The 20,715-nt window shown below is 61.2% G+C and carries 21 protein-coding genes; 7 read left to right on the forward strand and 14 right to left on the reverse strand.

Annotation, left to right across the window (positions count from 1 at the left end):
* Positions 1–128 precede the first annotated feature (128 nt).
* Positions 129–986: a formyltetrahydrofolate deformylase gene (purU, locus tag J1G35_RS16735; RefSeq protein WP_005792124.1), complete on the forward strand. Its 858-nt coding sequence runs from the start codon at positions 129–131 to the stop codon at positions 984–986.
* Positions 987–1,106: 120 nt separating this feature from the next.
* Positions 1,107–2,306: a formaldehyde dehydrogenase, glutathione-independent gene (fdhA, locus tag J1G35_RS16740; RefSeq protein WP_053130983.1), complete on the forward strand. Its 1,200-nt coding sequence runs from the start codon at positions 1,107–1,109 to the stop codon at positions 2,304–2,306.
* Positions 2,307–2,351: 45 nt separating this feature from the next.
* Here the strand turns inward: fdhA and J1G35_RS16745 are convergent, their stop codons facing one another.
* The 5 genes from J1G35_RS16745 to J1G35_RS16765 form a co-directional block, all read right to left on the reverse strand.
* Positions 2,352–2,708, reverse strand: coding sequence for a hypothetical protein (locus J1G35_RS16745; protein WP_223015488.1), 357 nt, complete (start codon positions 2,706–2,708; stop codon positions 2,352–2,354).
* The gene (locus J1G35_RS16750) at positions 2,709–3,683 is read right to left on the reverse strand and encodes a hypothetical protein (protein ID WP_223015489.1); all 975 of its coding nucleotides are present in this window, start codon (positions 3,681–3,683) and stop codon (positions 2,709–2,711) included.
* Positions 3,684–3,831: 148 nt separating this feature from the next.
* Positions 3,832–4,245, reverse strand: a complete 414-nt coding sequence (locus tag J1G35_RS16755; RefSeq protein WP_053130989.1) for a DUF3757 domain-containing protein — start codon at positions 4,243–4,245, stop codon at positions 3,832–3,834.
* Between the two features lie 135 nt (positions 4,246–4,380).
* On the reverse strand, positions 4,381–5,058 hold the full coding sequence (locus J1G35_RS16760) for an anti-sigma factor (RefSeq protein ID WP_053130992.1): 678 nt from the start codon (positions 5,056–5,058) through the stop codon (positions 4,381–4,383).
* Complete coding sequence (locus J1G35_RS16765) at positions 5,055–5,681, reverse strand: sigma-70 family RNA polymerase sigma factor (RefSeq protein WP_223015490.1); 627 nt, start codon at positions 5,679–5,681, stop codon at positions 5,055–5,057. The genes J1G35_RS16760 and J1G35_RS16765 overlap by 4 nt, the downstream gene beginning before the upstream one ends.
* 150 nt (positions 5,682–5,831) lie before the next feature.
* Between J1G35_RS16765 and J1G35_RS16770 the strand changes: the two genes are divergently transcribed.
* On the forward strand, positions 5,832–6,404 hold the full coding sequence (locus J1G35_RS16770; protein WP_053130995.1) for a DUF2780 domain-containing protein: 573 nt from the start codon (positions 5,832–5,834) through the stop codon (positions 6,402–6,404).
* Here J1G35_RS16770 and J1G35_RS16775 read toward each other — a convergent pair.
* Entirely contained in the window at positions 6,401–7,288 is an 888-nt protein-coding gene (locus tag J1G35_RS16775) for an acyltransferase (protein WP_223015491.1), read from the reverse strand. The two genes, J1G35_RS16770 and J1G35_RS16775, sit on opposite strands and share 4 nt — an antisense overlap.
* 173 nt (positions 7,289–7,461) lie before the next feature.
* Here J1G35_RS16775 and J1G35_RS16780 point away from each other — a divergent pair, with 173 nt between their 5' ends.
* Genes J1G35_RS16780 through creD form a run of 4 tightly spaced genes read left to right on the forward strand, consistent with a single transcriptional unit; the run spans position 7,462 to position 11,504 of the window.
* Positions 7,462–7,962 (forward strand): ATP-dependent zinc protease, encoded by a 501-nt coding sequence (locus tag J1G35_RS16780; RefSeq protein WP_053131000.1) that lies wholly within the window; start codon positions 7,462–7,464, stop codon positions 7,960–7,962.
* A 9-nt stretch (positions 7,963–7,971) separates the two neighbouring features.
* Positions 7,972–8,640: a two-component system response regulator CreB gene (gene creB / locus J1G35_RS16785; protein WP_027605971.1), complete on the forward strand. Its 669-nt coding sequence runs from the start codon at positions 7,972–7,974 to the stop codon at positions 8,638–8,640.
* Positions 8,640–10,079, forward strand: a complete 1,440-nt coding sequence (gene creC / locus J1G35_RS16790) for a two-component system sensor histidine kinase CreC (RefSeq protein ID WP_053131002.1) — start codon at positions 8,640–8,642, stop codon at positions 10,077–10,079. The genes creB and creC overlap by 1 nt, the downstream gene beginning before the upstream one ends.
* A gap of 51 nt (positions 10,080–10,130) precedes the next feature.
* The gene (gene creD / locus J1G35_RS16795; protein WP_053131005.1) at positions 10,131–11,504 is read left to right on the forward strand and encodes a cell envelope integrity protein CreD; all 1,374 of its coding nucleotides are present in this window, start codon (positions 10,131–10,133) and stop codon (positions 11,502–11,504) included.
* Between the two features lie 186 nt (positions 11,505–11,690).
* Here the strand turns inward: creD and J1G35_RS16800 are convergent, their stop codons facing one another.
* The 8 genes from J1G35_RS16800 to J1G35_RS16835 all read right to left on the reverse strand — a co-directional run bounded on the left by J1G35_RS16800 (position 11,691) and on the right by J1G35_RS16835 (position 20,537).
* Complete coding sequence (locus J1G35_RS16800; protein ID WP_053131009.1) at positions 11,691–12,320, reverse strand: glutathione S-transferase; 630 nt, start codon at positions 12,318–12,320, stop codon at positions 11,691–11,693.
* Between the two features lie 106 nt (positions 12,321–12,426).
* The gene (locus tag J1G35_RS16805) at positions 12,427–12,597 is read right to left on the reverse strand and encodes a DUF4175 domain-containing protein (protein WP_223015492.1); all 171 of its coding nucleotides are present in this window, start codon (positions 12,595–12,597) and stop codon (positions 12,427–12,429) included.
* A complete protein-coding gene (locus J1G35_RS16810) occupies positions 12,594–13,697 on the reverse strand; it encodes a PepSY-associated TM helix domain-containing protein (protein ID WP_053131232.1) in 1,104 nt (367 codons plus the stop codon). The genes J1G35_RS16805 and J1G35_RS16810 overlap by 4 nt, the downstream gene beginning before the upstream one ends.
* 62 nt (positions 13,698–13,759) lie before the next feature.
* Positions 13,760–16,192, reverse strand: coding sequence for a TonB-dependent siderophore receptor (locus J1G35_RS16815; RefSeq protein ID WP_223015493.1), 2,433 nt, complete (start codon positions 16,190–16,192; stop codon positions 13,760–13,762).
* Between the two features lie 134 nt (positions 16,193–16,326).
* The gene (locus J1G35_RS16820) at positions 16,327–17,295 is read right to left on the reverse strand and encodes a FecR family protein (protein WP_223015494.1); all 969 of its coding nucleotides are present in this window, start codon (positions 17,293–17,295) and stop codon (positions 16,327–16,329) included.
* Positions 17,292–17,810, reverse strand: a complete 519-nt coding sequence (locus J1G35_RS16825; RefSeq protein ID WP_223015495.1) for an RNA polymerase sigma factor — start codon at positions 17,808–17,810, stop codon at positions 17,292–17,294. Before J1G35_RS16825 ends, J1G35_RS16820 begins: the two co-directional genes overlap by 4 nt.
* A 100-nt stretch (positions 17,811–17,910) precedes the next feature.
* Positions 17,911–18,618 carry a 3'-5' exonuclease gene (locus tag J1G35_RS16830; RefSeq protein ID WP_053131021.1) on the reverse strand — a complete coding sequence of 236 codons (708 nt, stop codon included), beginning with the start codon at positions 18,616–18,618 and terminating at the stop codon, positions 17,911–17,913.
* Positions 18,615–20,537, reverse strand: coding sequence for a putative nucleotidyltransferase substrate binding domain-containing protein (locus J1G35_RS16835; protein ID WP_223015528.1), 1,923 nt, complete (start codon positions 20,535–20,537; stop codon positions 18,615–18,617). The genes J1G35_RS16830 and J1G35_RS16835 overlap by 4 nt, the downstream gene beginning before the upstream one ends.
* Positions 20,538–20,715 lie beyond the last annotated feature (178 nt).

Here is a 20,715-nt window from a genome sequence, read left to right on the forward strand (position 1 = left end):
TGAGCTGCGAAGCAGCTTCAAAACCCGCCACTCGGTTATTGCAGAAAAAATGAGCTGACCTTATTGGGACCGCTGCGCGCTCCAACGGGGGACAAGCCCCCTCGCCACAAGGGCCTGAGGATTCCAGTATGAGCCGCGCACCCGATACATGGATTTTGACCGCCGACTGCCCCAGCGTGCTCGGCACGGTGGACGCGGTCACCCGCTACCTGTTCGAGCAGGGCTGCTACGTCACCGAGCACCATTCGTTCGATGACCGCCTCTCCGGCCGGTTTTTTATTCGTGTGGAATTTCGTCAGCCGGATGGCTTTGACGAACAGGCTTTCCGCGATGGCCTGGCCACGCGCGGTGAAGCCTTTGGCATGATCTTCGAGCTGACGGCGCCGAACTACCGGCCAAAAGTGGTGATCATGGTCTCCAAGGCCGATCACTGCCTCAACGACCTGCTGTACCGCCAGCGTATCGGGCAACTGTCCATGGACGTGGTCGCGGTGGTGTCCAACCATCCCGATCTCAAACCTTTGGCCGACTGGCATCAAATTCCCTACTACCATTTCCCCCTCGACCCTAACGACAAACCGTCCCAGGAGCGTCAGGTGTGGCAAGTGGTGGAAGATACCGGCGCCGAACTGGTGATCCTTGCGCGCTACATGCAAGTGCTGTCGCCGGAGCTGTGCCGCAAGCTGGACGGCAAGGCCATCAATATCCACCACTCGTTGCTGCCGGGGTTCAAGGGCGCCAAGCCGTATCACCAGGCGTACAACAAGGGCGTGAAATTGGTCGGCGCCACGGCGCATTACATCAACAACGACCTGGATGAAGGTCCGATCATCGCCCAGGGTGTGGAGGTGGTGGATCACAGCCACTATCCCGAGGATTTGATTGCCAAGGGGCGGGACATCGAAGGGCTGACATTGGCGCGGGCGGTGGGGTATCACATTGAGCGGCGGGTGTTTTTGAACGCCAATAGGACTGTGGTGCTCTGACTGCCCCCGATGAGGCCCTCACAAACAACACAAGAAACAGCATCTGTACCCGAGCACTTAAACGCGCTGCCCACCCAAAAGGGCAACGCAGTTCCATAAAAACAACAGCGAGGTGAAAGCATGTCTGGTAATCGTGGTGTCGTGTATCTCGGCAACGGCCAGGTCGAAGTACAGAAAATCGACTATCCCAAAATGCAGGACCCCCGTGGCAGGAAGATTGAGCACGGCGTCATCCTGCGCGTGGTCTCCACCAACATCTGCGGCTCCGACCAACACATGGTGCGCGGCCGCACCACTGCCCAGACCGGCCTGGTGCTCGGTCACGAGATCACCGGTGAAGTGATCGAGAAGGGCAGCGACGTCGAAAACCTGAAAATCGGCGACCTGGTTTCCGTACCCTTCAACGTCGCCTGCGGGCGCTGCCGCTCGTGCAAAGAGCAACACACCGGCGTGTGCCTGACCGTCAACCCGGCGCGTGCCGGTGGTGCCTACGGCTACGTCGACATGGGCGATTGGACCGGCGGCCAGGCCGAGTACGTGCTGGTGCCGTACGCCGACTTCAACCTGCTGAAACTGCCGGACCGTGACAAGGCCATGGAGAAAATCCGTGACCTGACCTGCCTCTCCGACATTCTCCCGACCGGCTACCACGGCGCCGTCACTGCCGGCGTTGGCCCTGGCAGCACCGTCTACATCGCCGGTGCCGGCCCTGTCGGCCTGGCGGCGGCGGCGTCTGCACGCCTGCTCGGCGCGGCGGTGGTGATCATCGGCGACGTCAACCCGATCCGCCTGGCCCACGCCAAGGCCCAGGGTTTTGAAATTGCCGACCTGTCCACCGACACCCCCCTGCACGAACAAATCGCCGCGCTGCTCGGCGAACCCGAAGTGGACAGCGCCGTCGACTGCGTAGGCTTTGAAGCCCGCGGCCACGGCCACGACGGCGTCAAGGCCGAAGCCCCGGCCACGGTGCTCAACTCACTGATGGGTGTAGTGCGCGTAGCGGGCAAGATCGGTATCCCCGGCCTGTACGTCACCGAAGACCCAGGTGCTGTGGACGCCGCCGCGAAAATGGGCAGCCTGAGCATCCGCTTCGGCCTGGGCTGGGCCAAATCCCACAGCTTCCACACTGGGCAAACGCCGGTGATGAAGTACAACCGCCAACTGATGCAGGCGATCATGTGGGACCGTATCAACATTGCCGAGATCGTCGGTGTGCAGGTGATCAGCCTGGATGACGCACCGCGTGGGTACGGCGAGTTCGATGCGGGCGTGCCGAAGAAGTTTGTGATTGATCCGCATAAGTTGTTTAGTGCGGCGTAGGTGATAGATAAGGGCGACTTAGAGTCGCCCTTGTTTTGTCGCAGATTAGTCTTTTAAAAGCCAGCTGATAAGCATGCCGACGAAGGAAGTGCAAGTAACGAGTGTTGGTATGACCATCCAGTACTTGAGGTGTCTTGGTATTTTTTCAACGTCTTCAACAAGCACCAAACGTCTCCATTGGAGTACTTTTGGAATAAGTATAATGGTGGCCATCGCGAACACCCGTTGAGGGCGTCCTTCAAAGTGTGTATTACGAAAGATATGTTTTTGCACGACTAGATAGGCGCTGTATTGCACATAGCGTTCCGCTGTATCGAGTTTTTCGTACATGGCACAAAAGATGAGCGGAAAGCTTAGTAGCAGCAGGATGGCTGAACCAATGCCAAGATAGAACCAGACCATTTAGTCCCTCACCGTCTCATAGAGAAATTTTCCTGTACTTTCCGCTAGTCCGTTTCCCAGCGCAGCCCCAGCGATTCCGCCTGCTGCGCCGCCGACGATGGCACATGCCAAGGCTCCGGCGCCAGCCGTAGGTATACCAAAAATAATCATGCAGGCGCCGATGCCGACGGAGGCTCCTAGTTTCCCTCCTAAGTATGAGCCACCAACGCCAGCTATCAACTTGCCTGCCTCAACATATTTCGCTTGTTTACATTCTTGTTCACGCCCGGTGGAGCAAGCCTCCGCTATCTCCAGCGTAGTCGCTCCAATATCCAGAGCGATCCCGAGGTAAGTGCCTTTTTTCAACATCTCTGCGGCCTTGGCTACTCGCTTGACCGTCTCTTCATATCCGCGAATTTCCCCATGATGCCAATAACTCTTACTGGAAATCCCCAGCATTTTTTTAATCGAACCTTCGTTTTTCAAACCCGTACCCAAGCGCGCCAGTCCTGACAGTTGCCCATCCAGCCTGGTAAACAACACTCTGCGCTTGGCCAGAAATTCATTCCTCGCACTGGCGGTACCGTTCCTCAGGTACTGCTTATGCAACTCGTCGATTTCCTTGAGCGTCTGCTCGATCTGCGTCAGGTGCTTGCTCCAGGCACTGCTCACGCTGCCGATCCCTAGGGAGGCATGGGACATGATGGCTTGTAACTGATCGTAGTTTTTGATCAAGAATTGATCAGTGGCGGAATGTGCGAACAGAGCATGTTTGATGTTGGCGGCCGATTGCATCAAGCGAGCTTCTTCAGCGGTACAAGCAGCGGTGCGGTTGTCCCCGATAATGACCAACTGTCCAGGTAGCACGACGGTGTTGCGAATGTGCTGGTTGAGGATGTCGAACTTGGTTTGGGTATTTGGGTTGAGCGAAAGGCTGAGTTTTAGCAGTGGATAAGGCTGCGGTCGTTCATTGATAAATGCGTAGGGTCCCTGCATCGCGTACACCTCCAAGACTGTGGCGCACGACTATAAGAAGGCGCCACAAGGGGTGTAAGAGACGTGCAGGGCAGTCGGTAGGATTTCAGAAGCGGACTACCTCAGTTCAGGCTGGTGCCTACAGTTCAGCCCTTACGCCGTGCAACTTTCATTGATGGTTGAACGCGCATCTCAGGTTGTCATTGGCTTTACAGTAGTTGTTGTTCCAAGACGTGCCGGGCGCTGGTGAGAACTGATGCACAGGTTTCAGGACCAGCCTCACGGCGTCGTAGCCGGCCCCGACGTAATCACAGATGACGGCAGGCATGCTGTTTCTTTCGTCGTTCATGGGTTTGTAGTCTGCCGCCGTGAATTCCAGGCTTGCCATGCGTAACTCTGCGGCTGTCTCGTTCTCGCCGATCCACTTCTGATCCACGGGACCATCCGCCAGATAGTGATAGCCGCCTTTGTCCATCCGGTATTGCTTAATGTCGGCAGGCTTGGGGCAGGAAGAGGTTTGTGCCAATGCATTCCCGGTAACAGCGAGCATTGCACACAGCCAAACGGCACGATTGAGGTTCATGAGGGAGACTCCCAGTACAGTGGAGCTTGAATGCTGTGGGAGTTTTTCAGGGGCATCTACTGTGAGAAATGACAGTGGCTTAGATTCAATCTTGATAAAGAGCAGGGTGCTCAGAGCACTCTTGCCACTGTAGGGTCAGCGAGTTGCCAGCGCGCCCTGATACAGCACCGGCCCGGTCGGTTGGCCAGTGGGCGAGCCGCCGCGTGGCTCCAGGCTCACGGCCAGGGTCAGCGGCGCGGTGAGCAGGGCTCGCTGCGCTTCGTTCAGTGGGATTCGGCCCTTGCCTGCGGCGGGCACCAGACCCAGGGAGATCGGTTTGCCACCGGGCGCAATGGCCCACAATTCCAGGTCCTGGGCCGAGGCTACGGCGGCCAGGGTCAAGGGCTCGACTTGCAGGTGATCGGCAAACGCCTTGATCTGCAACGCCGGTTGTTGGTTGGCGGCGACCAGTGTGGCGTTGTACTCCACGCCCAGGTCGCGCTGGTACAGCACGCCTGCCAGCACCGCGATGACAATCGCGAACGCCGCCGCCAACAGCCGCAGGTTCATCCAAAAGGGTTTCTTCGCCGGCACATGCAACACCTGCGGTTCGATGCGTGCCTTGATGCCTGCCCACACGTGGTCCGGCACCGGGCGTTCGGGAAGGGCACCGGTCAGGCTGGCAAGGGCATCCTGCCAATGACCGAGTTCAACGCGCAGCGCGGCGTCGGCCAATAACAGCGCATCAAAACGCCGGCGGGCGGTGGCAGGCATCAGCCCGATGGCGTAGTCGGCGGCGAGCGCGCGGCGCAGGGCAGTGGTTTGGTAGTTCATGATTCCAGGCACCTGCGCAGACGTTCCAGGCCACGGCGAATCCAGGATTTGACCGAGCCCAGGGGGGCGGCCATGTGGTTGGCCAATTCCGAGCACGACAGGCCCTGGAAGTACGCCACGCTGATCGATTGGCGCTGCATCCCGTCGAGGGTGTCCAGGCAACGGTTGAGGGCGCGGGCTTCGCGCTCGCGGTCGAGTTGCTCGTGGGCGCTGGGGCTGTCGTCGAGCATCGCGTCCTGTTGGCCGTCGGCCAGGGGCTGTTCGCGGCGTTTGCGCAATTGGTCGATGGCCAGGTTGCGGGTGATGTTCACCATCCAGGTCATCGGCGCGGCCAGGTGCGCTTCGTAGCGCGAGGCGTTGTACCAGATGCGCACAAAGGCTTCCTGCAGCACCTCTTCGGCCAGGTCCTGGCGGCCCATGAAGCGCAAGGCAACCCCGTGCAGCCTGGGTGAAACCGTGCGATAGAGGGTTTCGAACGCCAGGCGGTCGCCCAGCGCACATTGGGCCAGCAGAGGCTGCAGCGGGTCGGCGTCGGACATGGAAATAGGGCTTCTCCAGGCTCTGGGGGCAGGGCGATGGGACTGCGCACGGTAGGCAGAGGGTAGTTCAGCTTGGGCATTCATTCCATCCGACTCCGGGCGGCGCATAAGGGATATACGCGGCGACGAGTCATTTGGATGCGGACGCTTCTGAACTATTCTTCAGGTGGGAACATTCCTTCGGGACTGTCAGTCAAACGCCTGCTTTTACCCCTACATCCAGAGGTTGCTTCAATGAAGATTTCACGCGGTTTCGCCCTTTCCTGCCTGATGAGCCTGGCCGCCACCCCGGTATTTGCCGCAGGGTTCAGCCTTGGCGACGCGGCCAATGCCATCTCCGGCATGCAAGGGGGCAACAACAAGGCCGCAGCTGCTGCACCGTCGTCCGAGACGGCTGGCCTGCTCAGCGCCCTGACCTCGCAACTGAACATCACCCCCGAACAAGCCGTAGGCGGTACCGGCGCCATGCTCGGCCTGGCCAAGAACAAGTTGAGCGGCAACGACTATTCGCAACTGGGCAACAGCGTGCCGGGCCTCGACCAACTGTCGGGCAACAACGCATTGGGCAGTCTTGGGGCCTTGAGCGGGATGCTCGGCCAGACCGGCGGCAGCAAGACCAGCGGCCTGGACGGCTTGCTGGGTAACGTGAAGAACACCAACGACCTGAACACCGCGTTCAGCGCACTGGGCATGGACAGTGGGATGGTCAGCCAGTTTGCTCCGGTGATCCTGCAATACCTGGGCGGGCAGGGCGCCAACAGCTCGCTGCTGGGTAAACTGGCCCAGGCCTGGGGCACCGGTAGCTAAGGGCGCTCCGCGCGCAATTGTTCGATGCGCGCATCCTTTTCACTCCAGAGCTGGTTGACCCAGTTCTGGACGGTCTGGCGAAACGCTGGATCGTTCTCGTAATCCCCTTGCCACAGTGCTGGATCCAGCTCACGGGTCTGGATATCAATAATCACCTTCGGCACTGCGCCGCTGATCAAATCCCAGAACCCCGGAATCTTTGGCTGCGGATAGACCACGGTCACGTCGAGCACCGCGTCCAGCTGTTCCCCCAGCGCCGCCAGCACAAACGCCACACCGCCCGCCTTGGGCTTGAGCAAACGTGTGAATGGCGAATCCTGCTGCTTGCGCTTGGCCTCGCTGAACCGCGTACCTTCCAGGTAATTGACCACCGTCACCGGCTGGCGCTTGAACAGCTCGCACGCCTCCTTGGTGATCTTCAAATCCTGCCCTGCCAGCTCAGGATGCTTGGCCAGGAATGCCTTGGTGTAGCGCTTCATGAAGGGGTAATCCAACGCCCACCAGGCCAGGCCCAGGAAGGGCACCCAGATCAGCTCTTTTTTCAGGAAGAATTTGAAGAACGGTGTGCGGCGGTTGAGTGCCTGGATCAGCGCCGGGATGTCCACCCAGGATTGGTGGTTGCTGATCACCAGGTAGCTGGTGTCGCCGCGCAGCTCATCGCCGCCGCGAATGTCCCACTGGGTGGGGATGCACAAGGCGAAAATAAGCTTGTCGATCTCGGCCCAGGTCTCGGCGATCCACATCACCGCCCATGAGGCGTAGTCCCGATAGCGACCGGGCGCCACCAGTTTGAGCAGGGCAAACACCAGCAGCGGTCCGATCAGGACCAGGGTGTTGAGCAACAGCAGCAGTGAAACCAAACAGCCGGTGAGCAGGCGGCGCATAAGTAACTCTTGGAATCTTGTGGGCGGGCCATCATAAGCAAGCTGAGTCTAGAGGCCAAATCGCAAATGGCCGTACGAATGTTTCACAATGTGCCGGTTATGGTGGGTGTGACTAACTAAGTGCTGTCTTTGCGGTCTAGAATCCGCCTACTTCTTTCCGAGGAAATCACTTCGTGAAACTGCTTCTTGCCTCCCTAGCCCTGGCTGCCCTGCCTGTCATGGCCGCCGAGCCGACCCTTTACGGTCGCTACGAATACATCCAGTTGCCGGAGATCGGCGAAACCTTCAAGGCCAAGATGGACACCGGCGCGCTGACGGCTTCGCTGTCGGCCCGTGACATCGAAACCTTCACCCGTGACGGTGACGACTGGGTGCGCTTCCGCCTCGGCGGCAAGGACGCCACCAACAAGGTCTACGAGCACAAGGTGTCGCGCATCAGCAAGATCAAGAGCCGCGCCGATGAAGACGATGACAAGGACGAAGCCACCGTGGCCAAGCGCCCGGTGATCGACCTGGAAATGTGCCTGGGCAACGTCAAGCGTACCGTCGAGGTCAACCTCACCGACCGCAGCAGCTTCAATTACCCGTTGCTGATCGGCGCCAAGGCCTTGCGTGAATTTGGCGCAGCAGTAAACCCGGCCCGTCGCTACACTGCCGACAAACCGGACTGCTGATTTGAACCCATGCCCCACATCCTGATTGTCGAAGACGAAGCGGCGATAGCCGACACGCTGATATTCGCCCTGCAAGGCGAGGGCTTTACCACCACCTGGCTGAGCCTCGGCCAGGAGGCGTTGGCCCATCAGCGCCAGACCCCCGCCGACCTGATCATCCTCGACATCGGCCTGCCGGACATCAGCGGTTTTGAAACCTGCAAGCAATTGCGCCGTTTCAGTGAAGTGCCGGTGATGTTCCTCAGCGCGCGGGATGGCGAGATCGACCGCGTGGTGGGGCTGGAGATCGGCGCCGACGATTATGTGGTCAAGCCGTTCAGCCCACGGGAAGTGGCGGCGCGGGTGCGGGCGATCCTCAAGCGCGTCGGCCCCGGTGTGGCGCCGGCGCTGTTCCAGGTCGATCTGGAGCGCATGCAGATCAGCTATCGCGGCCAACCCCTGAGCCTGACCCGGCATGAATTCCGCCTGCTGCAAAGCCTGCTGGAGCAACCCGAGCGGGTGTTCAGCCGCGAGCAGTTGCTGGACGCGGTGGGCGTGGCGGCCGACGCCGGTTACGAGCGCAATATCGACAGCCACATCAAGAGCCTGCGCAGCAAGTTACGCAGCGTGGCCGCCGATGCCGAGCCGATCCAGACCCATCGCGGCCTCGGCTACAGCTACAGCCCGAGCAACAGCTGATGCGCCTGGGGCTGCGGATTTTCCTGGTGTACGCGCTGTTTATCGGCCTCACCGGTTACTTCGTGCTCAGCACCGTGATGAAGGAAATCCGCCCCGGCGTGCGCCAGTCCACCGAAGAAACCCTGGTGGACACTGCCAACCTGCTGGCCGAAATCCTGCGCGAAGACGTGAAGAACGGCACCCTCGGCCAGAGCCACTGGCCCGAATTGCTCAAGGCCTACGGCAACCGCCAGCCCGGCGCGACCATCTGGGGCTTGCCGAAAAACCAGGTCAACCATCGTATCTACGTGACCGACGCCAAAGGCACGGTGTTGCTCGACTCCACGGGCGAAGCGGTGGGCCAGGACTACTCCAAGTGGAACGACGTCTACCTGACCCTGCGCGGCGAGTACGGCGCGCGTTCCAGTCGCAGTGCAGTGGATGATCCCACCTCATCGGTGATGCACGTCGGCGCGCCGATCCGCGATAACGGGCAGATCATCGGCGTGGTCACCGTGGCGAAACCGAACAGCTCGTTGCAGCCGTATGTCGACCGCACTGAACGCCGCCTGCTGTGGTACGGCGCGGGCCTGGTCATCCTCGGCCTGTTGCTCGGTGCGTTGCTGTCGTGGTGGCTGAGCGTTGCACTGCGTCGCCTGACCGCTTACGCCGAAGCCGTCAGTGAGGGCCGAAGGGCAGAGCTGCCGCATTATCGCGGCGGCGAGCTGAAGCAGCTGTCCACCGCCGTCGAGCACATGCGCACGCAACTGGAGGGCAAGGCCTACGTCGAACATTACGTGCACACCCTGACCCATGAATTGAAAAGCCCGCTGGCAGCGATTCGCGGCGCGGCAGAGTTGCTGCAGGGCGAGATGAGCCGCGAACAGCAGCAGCGCTTCGTCGGCAATATCGACAGCGAAAGTGCACGCCTGCAGCAGTTGATCGAACGCCTGCTGAACCTGGCGCAGGTCGAGCAACGCCAGGGTTTGGAGGAGCAGGCGAGTATCCCGCTGGCGGCCTTGGTCGACGCTGTACTCAACGCCCAATGTGCGCGAATCGAAGGTGCTGGGCTGCACGTCGAACAGACGATTGCCGCTGATGTGAAGGTGTTTGGCGAACCCTTCCTGCTGCGCCAGGCCCTGGGTAACGTGCTGGACAACGCACTGGACTTCACACCCCCCGGCGGCGTGTTGAGATTCAGCGCGCAGACGCTGCACAACGACGTGCAGGTGAGCCTGTTCAATCAGGCCGCGCCGATCCCCGACTACGCCCTGCCGCGTCTCAGTGAGCGCTTCTACTCCTTGCCGCGTCCTGGCAGCGGGCGCAAAAGCACTGGCCTGGGCCTCAATTTTGTCGAGGAAGTCATGAAGCTGCACGGCGGCACCTTGCAGATCGGCAATGTGCCGGGCGGCGTGCACGTGGTGCTGCATCTCCACACAGTCTCCACATTGCCCACATAAATCCCCCACACAGGCTGCCCAGACTCTCCCCATCAAAACAGGGAGAGACCCATGAACCGCAGCCTGCTTTTCAAACTTGGCGCGATTGCGCTGCTGATCCTGCTGTTGCTGATTCCGTTGCTGATGATCAACGGCATCATCAGTGACCGCCAGCAACTGCGCGACGGCGTCCTGATGGATATCGCGCGCAGTTCCAGCTACGCCCAGCGCCTCACCGGCCCGGTGATGGTGGTGCCGTATCGCAAGACCGTGCGTGAGTGGAAGCTCAATGAAAAGCTCAACAAGCGCTACGAGGTCACCCGTGAAGAGCGGGGTCGTCTGTATTTCCTGCCGGACCGTTTTGAGCTCGACGGCAAGGTGCAGACCGAACTGCGCGCACGGGGGATTTACCAGGCGCGGCTGTTCCATGCCGACAACCGTATCAGCGGGCGTTTCGAGCTGCCTGCGCAGTTGGGCATCACCGAAGACTTTGCCGATTACCGCTTTGAACCGGCGTTTCTGGCGGTGGGTATCAGCGATATTCGCGGCATCGAAAATGCGCTGAAGCTGGAGCTGGGCAGCCAGCGCCTGGAGTTCGAACCGGGCTCCCAAGTGGACTGGCTGGGGGAGGGCGTGCATGTGGCATTGCCAGAGCAGGACAGCAAAAAACCGGCTGTAGTGGACTTCGCTTTTGATCTGCGCCTGCAAGGCACCGAGCAACTGCAAGTGGTACCGGTAGGCAAGACCAGTCAGGTGTCCCTGGCCTCCAACTGGCCGCACCCCAGCTTTATCGGCAACTTCCTGCCGGCCCAGCGCGAAGTGACTGACAACGGCTTCACGGCCAACTGGCAGACCTCATTCTTTTCCACCAACCTCGAACAAGCCCTGCAAACCTGCCTGGACGGCCAGGGCTGCAACGACTTCAACAACCGCAGCTTCGGCGTGAACTTCATCGATCCGGTGGACCAGTACCTCAAGAGCGACCGGGCGATCAAATACGCGCTGTTGTTTATCGCCCTGACCTTTGCCGGTTTCTTCCTCTTCGAAGTGCTCAAGAGCCTGGCGGTGCACCCTGTCCAGTACGCGTTGGTGGGCGTTGCCCTGGCGTTTTTCTACCTGCTGCTGTTGTCGTTGTCCGAGCACCTGGGCTTTGCCTTGGCCTACCTGATTTCGGCGAGTGCCTGTGTGCTGTTGATCGGGTTCTACGTGTGCCATGTGCTGCGCAGCGTTACCCATGGCCTGGGGTTTTCGGCGGGGTTGGCGGCGCTGTATGGCTTGCTGTACGGGCTGTTGAGTGCCGAGGACTACGCACTGCTGATGGGCTCGCTGCTGCTGTTCGGGCTGCTGGGTACGGTGATGGTGCTGACGCGCAAACTGGATTGGTATGGCGTGGGCAAGCGCAAGGCGGCCGAGCCGCTGCAGTTTGATCTGGAGGCGGTGCAATGATCGGGTTGCGCGAGGATCAGCAAGTGGGGGCGCAGTTAGCCGCAAGGATCGTTACATTCCTCAATACCACCACCGTCCAATGTGGGAGTGGGCTTGCCCGCGATAGCGGTGGTTCAGAAACAGATGTGCTGAATGACATACCGCGATCGCGGGCAAGCCCGCTCCCACATTGGGTCGGTGTAAACGTCAGGCGGGCGGCTGGGTCTCCAGCATCGAAGGCCGCTGGCTGACCTCGGCGTACCAGGCGGCCAGCTTGGGATGATCCAAGCGCCATTGCATGTCCGGATGACGGAAGTCGAGGTAACCCAAGGCACAGCCCACGCTGATCGAAGCGATGTCGAAGTGGCTGGTCAGTTCGGCGATGGCGTCCTCCTCCAACTCGGCGAGGGCGCGGCGGATCTTGTTGCGCTGCTCATCGAGCCACGGCGCCCAGTGTTTTTCCGCCGGGCGCAGGGCGGTCTCGTAACGCACCAGCACGGCGGCATCCATGATGCCGTCGGCCATCGAGGCCAGGGTCAGGCGCCGCCAGCGGGCCGAGCCGTCGCGGGGGATCAGCGGGTTGCCGACGTGCTGGTGGTCGAAGTAATCGAGGATCACCCGGCTGTCGTGCAGCACGCTGCCGTCGGCCAGGCGCAGGGCCGGGATCTTGCCCACGGGGTTGTCTTGCACCAGCTGCGCATCCGGGTTGACCGGGGTCGGCATGCAGCCGTGCAGGGCGACGCGATCCTGCTGGCCGGTTTCAGCCAACAGCACACGGACTTTGCGCACAAAAGGTGACGCGGGGTTGTGGAACAAGGTCATGCTGGGCACAGACATGGGCTTTCCTCTGTAGGAGCGAGCTTGCTCGCGAAGAACGTTAACGATAACGCAGCGCGTCTGCTTTGACGCGGTGCTCTCTGGTTTTTCGCCGGCAAGCCGGCTCCTACAGGAGGGCCCATGCGCCGATCAGCGCGGGGATACCCAACCCCAACCAACTCAACGAATCCCACAACCCATCCCCCAGCAACGCGGCAAACAACCCGGTGACACTGAGCAGGCCAATCCCCAGCGGAATGCCAAACACCTTCCAGAAATTCGACTGCCTTGGCTTCATGCCTTGCCCGCCTTGCGCCGGACGATCCACAAGTAAATCCCACTCACCAGTACGATGATGGTCAGCACATCCAGCGCCGCCCAGAGGATCTTCATCGGCATGCCGCCGTAGTCACCAAAGTGCAGCGGCTGCGACATGCCCATGGCGTCCATGTACCACGGTCGTTCGCCAATGGCGGTGACGGCCAGGGTGCTGGCATCGATGAGGACCGGCGTGAGCAGATGCGAGGTCAGGTGCGTGCTGCCTTTCATGAACACCGCGTAATGGTGCTCGCTGGAGAAGCGCGTACCAGGGAAGGCGATAAAGTCCGGCTGCATGCCGGGCGCGGCCTTGGCGGCGATGTTCAGCAGTTCGCTGGCCGGTGCGCGTTGGGTCAGAGGCGGGGCGTTTTTGTAGGGTTCGATCATTGCGCTGAGGCTGTCGGTGCGCCAAGCGGCGATGATCAGGTCGGCACAGGCGCTGATCACGCCGGTCACGCCCACCACCAGTGCCCAGGTCAACGTGACCACACCGATCAGGTTATGCAGGTCGAGCCAGCGCAGGCGCGTGGACTTGTCCTTGCGCACCGTGGCGAACTTCAAGCGGCGCATGAACGGCAGGTACAGCACCGTTCCCGAGACAATCGCCACGACAAACAGAATGCCCATGAACGCCAACAGCAACTTGCCCGGCAGGCCGGCGAACATATCCACATGCAGGCGCAGCAGGAACAGGGTGAAGCCGCCATTGGCCGACGGCATTTCGACCGCGTCGCCAGTGCGCGCATCGAGCATGAAGGTGTGGGACGAGTTGGGCTCGGTGCCCGCTGTGGCGGCCATGATCGCGATCACGCCGTTCTTGTCGTCTTCATCCCACGCCAGGTATTGCATGGCCTCGCCCGGGCGATGAGCCTGGGCTTTGGCCACCAGTTGCTCAAGGTTGAGCCGTGGCGTATCGACGGGCATCTGCGCCAGTTCGGGCTCGTTGCCCAGCAGATGGTCGATCTCGTGGTGAAACACCAGCGGCAGGCCGGTGAGGGCGAGCAGCAGCAGGAACACCGTGCAGATCAGGCTGGTCCAGGTGTGGATGAAGGACCAGCGGCGGATGGTTTTGCTTTTCATGTTCTAGCCTTCAGACACGCCAAAGCCGCCCATAAGGGCGGCCCGGTGGTTAACTCAGCCGATTACCACTGGTAGGTGGCGCTGGCGACGACGCTGCGCTGGTCGCCGAAGTAGCAGTAATTGCCATCACAGGTAGACAGGTAGTCTTTGTTGAACAGGTTGGTGGCGTTCAACTTAACCGAAGCGCCCTTGAGGCTATTGTCCAGTCGGCCCAGGTCGTAGTGCACCGCGCCATCGAACACCGTGTAGGCATTGGCCTTGCCCAGCCAGGTATTGGCCTGGTCGCCGTAGGTGTTGCCGGTGTAACGGGCGCCAAAGCCGATGCCGAAACCGTCAAGTACACCGGTGTGCCAGGTGTAGTCGGTCCACAGCGAGGCTTGCTGGTTGGGCATCAGTGTCAGGCGGTTGCCTTTGTAGATGCCTTTCTGCACTTCGGATTTTGCCAAGGTGTAGGCGGCGATGACTTTGAGGTTCTCGGTCACGTCGGACACGGCTTCCAGCTCCAGGCCCTTGACCTTCACTTCACCGGTCTGGCTGTTGATCTGCTGGCCCCCTGCGCCGAGGGTGGTCACCTGCACATTCTTCTGGGTCAGGTCGTAGACCGCGGCACTCAGCAACGTGTTGGAACCGGGCGGCTGATACTTGACCCCCATTTCCCACTGCTTGCCTTCGGTGGGTTTAAACGTCTTGAGCGCGTTTGTGTCGGCGTTGCTCGCTGGCTGGAATGACTCGGCATAGGACAAGTAGGGCACGAAGCCAGAGTCGAATACATAGCTCAGCGCCGCGTTGCCACTGAAGTGTTTGATGCGGTCAGTGTTGGTCGCATCGCGGTCGTTGAAGTAGGTGGTGCCCTGATGCACCCAATCTTCACGCCCGCCCAAGGTCAGGCGCCACTTGTCCAAGGCCATCTGGTCTTGCACGTAGAGACCGGTCTGCACGGTTTTCTGGTTGTAGTCGTAAAAAGGACGGACATCGGTCGGGCGCAGGGTTGGCTGGGTGTTGATCGGGTTGAAAATATTGGTGCCCGACGCAGTCCCGAATATCGCTCGATAGGAGGTATCGGTGCGCTGGTGGTCCAGGCCAAGCAGCAGGGTGTGGATGACATCGCCGGTGGCAAAGTCAGCCTGGAAGTTGTTGTCCACCGCGAACTGACCGATGTCCTCGTCGACGTTGGTGGTCGAGCGGCTGATATTGCCCGCCGCATCCGCCGGGGAAAACGCGTAGGAACCCACGGTCAGTTGCTGGAACGACAAATCCGATTTGGTGTAGCGCAGGTTTTGCTTGAACTGCCACGTATCGTTGAAACGGTGCTCGAAGGCGTAGCCCAGCGCATAGTAGGTGCGGTCGTAGAACTCGTAGTCCGGGTCGCCCAGGTTCTTGTGGTGGGAGACCTCGCCCAGCGGTGATTTGATCTTGGTGCCCTGGATCGGCATGAACTGGCTGGTGGTCCCGGTATCGTCACGGGTGAATTGCGAGAGCAGGGTCAGCTTGGTGTCGGTATCGATGTTCCAGGTCAGGCTCGGCGCAATGTTGTAGCGCTTGTTGTCGATGTGATCGACCTGGGTGCCGGCATCGCGTACCACGCCGCTGAGGCCATAGAGGAATTGGCCTTCATCATCGATTTTGCCGGTGCTGGCGAAGTTGATCTGGCGGTAGTTGTCACTGCCGTATTGCACTTGGATGGCGTTGCTCGATTCTGCGCTGGGGCGTCGGCTGACCATGTCCAGCAGGCCGCCCGGTGGGGTCTGACCGTACACCGACGAGGCCGGGCCACGCAGCAGGGCGAGACGGTCGAGGTTCCAGGTTTCCGCTTTGGGGTTGGCGTACACACCGCGCGGCAGTGGCAGACCATCGAGGAACTGGGTGGGCTCGAAGCCGCGCACACGCATCCAGTCGTAGCGGGTGTCGCTGCCATAGCTGGCGGACACGATGCCAGGCATGTATTTGACCGCGTCGTCCAGGTTCTGCACGTTGCGATCCTGCATTTGCTCGCGGGTGGCCACGGAGATCGAACGCGGGGCCTCCACCAGGGCGGTGTCGGTCTTGGTGCCGGCGGCGGTGCGGGTGGCCAGGTAGCCTTGAACCGGGCCCCAGGCACTTTCCTGGTTGCCATCTTGCCCTGTGATGTTAGTCACCGGCAGCGCCATCACCCCCTCCGGAACCGCCACCAGCGTGTACGTCCCCGCGCTGCTCTGCTCCAGCTGCAAGCCGGTGCCACGCAAGGCTTCACGCAGTGCGCTCGGTGCATCGAACTGGCCTCGGACCGGGGCCGAGGTCTTGCCTGCTGCCAGCGTCGGGTTGAGGGTCAGTGCCAGGCCGGCCTGGCTGGCGATCTGGTTCAGGGTGCTGGCCAGCGGTGCGGCCGGCAGGTTGTAGGCGCGCACGCTGGAGGCTTGTTCGGCGGCAATCAGCGCAGTGCTGGTCAGTGGGGCGCTGAGGGCAATAGCCACGGCTAACAGGCTGGGGCGCAACAAGGTGTCTAGCGTGCGGGACATGGGCGGCTCCTGAATGGAAGTAATTCGCAATTGCCTATGTGCCGAACGAGAATCGAAAAGTGATAGGGCAGGATCAAAATATTTTTTGTGGTGGGTTTGAGGGCCTCATCGGAGCAAGCCCGCTACCACAGAACCTAAGGCTTACCCGTGACCGTCACCCACCACGGCGTGTGCTGTTCGATCTGCACCGGGAGTGTGGGCAGCAGCGCATTGAGCGCCAGGGTGGTGTCGTGCAGTGGGAAGCTGCCGGTGATGCGCAGGTCGGCGACATTTTTATCCACCCCCAGATAGCCGGTGCGGTAGCGGCTGAGTTCCTGCACCACATCGCCCAGGCGGGCGTTGTCGACCACCAGCATGCCGCGCGTCCAGGCATCGGTGGCGGGGGTGACGGCAAAGGCAGGGCCGAGGCCGTCGCTGCGCATCAACACTTGTTGGCCTGCCTTGAACACCTGTTCCTGTTGCAGCGCTTCGGGCTGGGCACCCACCGCTGATTGCAGCACGCTCAGGCGCGTGGCGTCGTCTTCGCGCTTGACGATAAACCGCGTGCCCAGCGCGCGCAGGCTGCCGTCGCGGGTTTGCACATAGAACGGACGCGCATCGTCGTGGCCGGTCTCGACGAAGATTTCGCCTTCCTGCAACACGATCAGCCGGCGTTTTTCATCGAAGCGCACGTCGATGGCACTGTGGGTGTTGAGGTTGATCAACGTACCGTCCGCCAGTTTCAGCGTGCGCTGCTCGCCGGTGGCGGTGCGCTGGTCGGCCAGCCAATAGTGGATCGGCACATAGCGCTCGCCGGCAAACAACGCCAGGCCGCATACCAGCGCAATACTCGCCAGGCCGCTGCCCAGCTTGCGCACGCGCTGGCGAATGCCTTCGCGCGACTGCAATAACGCCGCGCGTGCCGGGCCCGAAGCCACGCTGAAACGCTGGTCGAGCATGCCCAGTTGGCGCCAGGCACGGGCGTGCTCTTCATCGCTGGCCAGCCATTTGCTGAATTCTTCGCGCTCCACCGGACTGTCGTCGCCTGAATCGAGGGACAACTGCCAGGCAATCGCCGCATCCAGCACCCGTGCTGAGACAGGTTTGGCGCTGATCAGGGTCATAGCGGCTCGCCATACAGGGCGATGTAGCACTGGCGAATGCCCTGGGCCAGGTACTGGCGCACACGCGGCACCGACACACCCAGGCGTTGGGCGATTTCAGCGTGGCCCAGCCCGTCGAGGCGGTTATAGAGGAAGGCGGCGCGGGCCTTGCTCGACAGCTTGCCGAGCAGGCGGTCGATGGCCTTGAGGTCTTCGAGGATCAGGTGCTGCTCTTCGGGCGAAGGGTGTTCGCTTTCCGGGATCAGCATCAATTCGGTGAGGTAAGCCTGTTCAAGGGCGGCGCGCCGGAAGTAGTCGAACAGCAAACCCTTGGCGATGGCCACCAGAAATGCCCGTGGTTCGCGGGGCTCGCGCAACTCGTCACGGCCGAGCAGGCGCATGAAGGTGTCCTGGCTCAGGTCTTCGGCGCGGCTCGGGCAGGCTACGTTGCGCCGCAGCCAGGCCAGCAGCCAGCCACGATGGTCGCGATACAACGCGCCAACAAGCTCACTGTGTGGGTTCTGGACCGACGACAAGGCATCACCGAATAAACTGTAGGTTTAAACTAACGAGAATTATTCGCGATTGTCTCAGAGGCGTAGAGCGGGCGCAATTGGCGTCTGTCGGGAGATGACATTAAAACGATGGCGCGTGTTTACGCCGTTTCCATTGGCTCAAACGCTCTTGCAGTGCCTGAGGCGTGTCGATCTGCTGCTGACGCGCGCGGCTGAACAGGATCAGCATCAGCTCCGCCGTGGCGAGTGCGTCGGCGCTGGCGTGATGGCGCTCGCCTACGTGCAGGTTGAAGTGATTGATCCAGTCGTCCAGCCCGGCTTCGCGTATCGGTGCCTCGGGACACAGCAGCGGGGCGATGTCGGCCACATCGAGGAATGGGTGGGCCAGGCGGTAACCCAGGCTGTCCTTGAGCGCGCGGCCCAGCATGTGTTGATCGAACGGCGCGTGGAAGGCGAGCAGCGGGCTGTCGCCGACAAACTCCATGAAGTCCAACAGTGCCTCGACCGGGTCGCTGCCGGCAGCAATCGCGCTGGGGCCGATGCCGTGGATCAACACGCTGGGGCTGAGTTTGGTTTCGGCGCGGTGCAGGGTGCGCTCGAACAGTTGGGAAAAGTCCACCGCGCCGTCCTCGATCACAACCGCGCCGATGGACAGCACCTGGTCACGGTTGAGGTTCAGGCCGCTGGTTTCCAGGTCCACCACGACCCAGCGCTGGCTGCGCAACGGATCGTTGCCCAACGGTGAGGGCTTGCGCAGTTGCTCCAGGCGCTGTTGTTGCGTGCTGTCGAGTCCCGGTTTTTTCGTCCGCAGCCAACTGAACAGACTCACAGCTGATACCGCAACGTCAGGCTGCTCTGCAGGCGCTGGGCCTGGCGCAGGGATTCGCGCAGGATGCGCCGGTCCAGGTGGTTGAGGCTGTCGGGGTCGACGCGGTTGGAGTACGGCTGGTTTTCCCGGGTCTGTAACTGGTGCTGCTGCATGCGGGTTTGCTGGATAAAGTGGTACGCCTCTTCATAAGCGGCGCCATCCAGCGGCTCGATCACTTCTTTGACCACCAACTGGCGCAGGCGCTCCAGGGTGTTATTGGCGTGGATGCCATTGGCCATGGCCAGCAGGCGCGCGCCATCTACAAAAGGTGTCAGGCCCTGCACCTTGAGGTCGAGTGTGGCCTTTTCCGCGCCTTTACGGGTCAGCACAAAATCGCGGAAACGTCCTACGGGCGGACGCTGGCGCAAGGCGTTCTCGGCCAGCATGCGTTGGAACAGCCGGTTATCCCCGACCTGGTCAAGAATGCCCTGGCGCAGTTGCTCGCAGCCCCGTTCATCGCCCCAGACTGCGCGCAGGTCAAAATAGATACTCGACCCCAGCAGGTTCTCCGGCGTCGCCTCGCGAATAAACGCGGCAAACCGCCGTGCCCATTCAGCGCGCGACAGGCACAGCTCCGGGTTGCCGGCCATGATATTGCCTTTGCACAGGCTGAACCCGCACAGCGCCAGGCTCTGGTTGATCTGCTGCGCCAGGGGCAGCAACCGCTCGCGAATCTCGGCGGCTTCCACCGCGTCCTTGGCTTCGAACAGGATGCCGTTGTCCTGGTCGGTGTACAGCGTCTGCTCGCGCCGGCCTTCGCTGCCGAAACACAGCCAACTGAACGGCACGCCGGGGTCGCCTTTTTCGGCCAGGGTCAGCTCGATCACCCGGCACACGGTGTGATCGTTGAGCAGGGTAATGATGTGGGTGATCTGGGTCGACGACGCGCCATGGGCGAGCATGCGCTCCACCAGTTGGCCGATCTCGCCGCGCAGCGCTACCAGGTTCTCCACCCGTGGCGCATTGCGGATGGTGCGGGCCAGGTGCACCAGGTCGACCCGTTGCAGGGAAAACAGGTCGCGCTCGGACACCACGCCGCACAGGCGCTGGTCCTTGACCAGGCAGACGTGGGCGATATGCCGCTCGGTCATGGCGATGGCGGCGTCGAAGGCGCTGTGGTCCGGCGTTAAAAAGAACGGCGCCTGGGTCATATGGCCTTCAATGCCCTGGCTGAAGTCGCCGGTGCCGTCGGCCACCACCTGGCGCAGGTCGCGCAGGGTGAAAATGCCCAGGGGCGCCTTGTGTTCGTCGACGATCACAATGCTGCCCACCTGCTGCTCATGCATCAGCGTTACCGCTTCGCGTAGCGGTGTCTGCGGGCTGCAGGTGACCGGGTGGCGCATGGCCAATTCGCCCAGACGGGTGTTCAGGGAGTATTGCGTGCCGAGGGTTTCCACGGCTTTTTGCTGCACTTGCTGGTTGATCTGGTCCAACAGGCTGCTGACGCCGCGCAAGGCGAAGTCTCGGAACGGGCTGGAGAGGGCGAACAGCTTGATAAAGGCTGGCTTGTTCAGTTGCAGGCAGAAGGTGTCTTCGGCGGCTTTATGTTCGGTGCGGGTGGCCCGCTCTCCTAACAGCGCCGCGAGGGGGAAACACTCACCGGTGGTGATTTCGAAGGTGGTTTCTGCTGAGTCCGGGCGCTCACCCACGACTCGGCCTTGCTTGACGATGTAAAAGTGTTCGACCGGCCCGCCCGAGGGCTTGAGGATGCTCTCGCCGGGGCCGAAGAAGCGCAACTGGCACTGTTCCACCAGGAACGCCAGGTGCGCGTGTTCCATCTGGTTGAACGGTGGGAAGCGTTGCAGGAACTGCAGGGTGCCGTGGATGTTCTGCAATACAGCAGTTTTCCCCGCCTGGGCGAAGGCATCAGCTTTACTCATAACCATGACCGCAATTTTTTTGTCGTTATCGTCCTGCATGGTCGACTCCTGAGCGGCAGGTGCCCATTGGACGTAAGTCTAGGTCGATGAAAATGCCGCATAACTAAGGAAAAACCTTACACGACTATCGTCCAAACCCCGTAGAACGCCCACTAGGCAAACTTTCCGACGAAGTGCA

The sequence above is a fragment of the Pseudomonas sp. SH10-3B genome (assembly GCF_019891415.1).
In the GTDB taxonomy this organism is placed as follows: Bacteria; Pseudomonadota; Gammaproteobacteria; order Pseudomonadales; family Pseudomonadaceae; genus Aquipseudomonas.

What these genes read in the sequence shown, in the direction of transcription:
- J1G35_RS16765 (WP_223015490.1), bottom strand. Translation starts at nt 5,681, where the DNA reads ATGAATGCCCAAGCTGAACTACCCTCTGCCTACCGTGCGCAGTCCCAT.
- J1G35_RS16805 (WP_223015492.1), bottom strand. Translation starts at nt 12,597, where the DNA reads ATGAAGCCAAGGCAGTCGAATTTCTGGAAGGTGTTTGGCATTCCGCTG.
- J1G35_RS16810 (WP_053131232.1), bottom strand. Translation starts at nt 13,697, where the DNA reads ATGAAAAGCAAAACCATCCGCCGCTGGTCCTTCATCCACACCTGGACC.
- purU (WP_005792124.1), top strand. Translation starts at nt 129, where the DNA reads ATGAGCCGCGCACCCGATACATGGATTTTGACCGCCGACTGCCCCAGC.
- J1G35_RS16815 (WP_223015493.1), bottom strand. Translation starts at nt 16,192, where the DNA reads ATGTCCCGCACGCTAGACACCTTGTTGCGCCCCAGCCTGTTAGCCGTG.
- J1G35_RS16770 (WP_053130995.1), top strand. Translation starts at nt 5,832, where the DNA reads ATGAAGATTTCACGCGGTTTCGCCCTTTCCTGCCTGATGAGCCTGGCC.
- J1G35_RS16745 (WP_223015488.1), bottom strand. Translation starts at nt 2,708, where the DNA reads ATGGTCTGGTTCTATCTTGGCATTGGTTCAGCCATCCTGCTGCTACTA.
- J1G35_RS16750 (WP_223015489.1), bottom strand. Translation starts at nt 3,683, where the DNA reads ATGCAGGGACCCTACGCATTTATCAATGAACGACCGCAGCCTTATCCA.
- J1G35_RS16755 (WP_053130989.1), bottom strand. Translation starts at nt 4,245, where the DNA reads ATGAACCTCAATCGTGCCGTTTGGCTGTGTGCAATGCTCGCTGTTACC.
- creC (WP_053131002.1), top strand. Translation starts at nt 8,640, where the DNA reads ATGCGCCTGGGGCTGCGGATTTTCCTGGTGTACGCGCTGTTTATCGGC.
- J1G35_RS16800 (WP_053131009.1), bottom strand. Translation starts at nt 12,320, where the DNA reads ATGTCTGTGCCCAGCATGACCTTGTTCCACAACCCCGCGTCACCTTTT.
- J1G35_RS16820 (WP_223015494.1), bottom strand. Translation starts at nt 17,295, where the DNA reads ATGACCCTGATCAGCGCCAAACCTGTCTCAGCACGGGTGCTGGATGCG.
- J1G35_RS16760 (WP_053130992.1), bottom strand. Translation starts at nt 5,058, where the DNA reads ATGAACTACCAAACCACTGCCCTGCGCCGCGCGCTCGCCGCCGACTAC.
- J1G35_RS16835 (WP_223015528.1), bottom strand. Translation starts at nt 20,537, where the DNA reads ATGAGTAAAGCTGATGCCTTCGCCCAGGCGGGGAAAACTGCTGTATTG.
- fdhA (WP_053130983.1), top strand. Translation starts at nt 1,107, where the DNA reads ATGTCTGGTAATCGTGGTGTCGTGTATCTCGGCAACGGCCAGGTCGAA.
- creD (WP_053131005.1), top strand. Translation starts at nt 10,131, where the DNA reads ATGAACCGCAGCCTGCTTTTCAAACTTGGCGCGATTGCGCTGCTGATC.
- J1G35_RS16775 (WP_223015491.1), bottom strand. Translation starts at nt 7,288, where the DNA reads ATGCGCCGCCTGCTCACCGGCTGTTTGGTTTCACTGCTGCTGTTGCTC.
- creB (WP_027605971.1), top strand. Translation starts at nt 7,972, where the DNA reads ATGCCCCACATCCTGATTGTCGAAGACGAAGCGGCGATAGCCGACACG.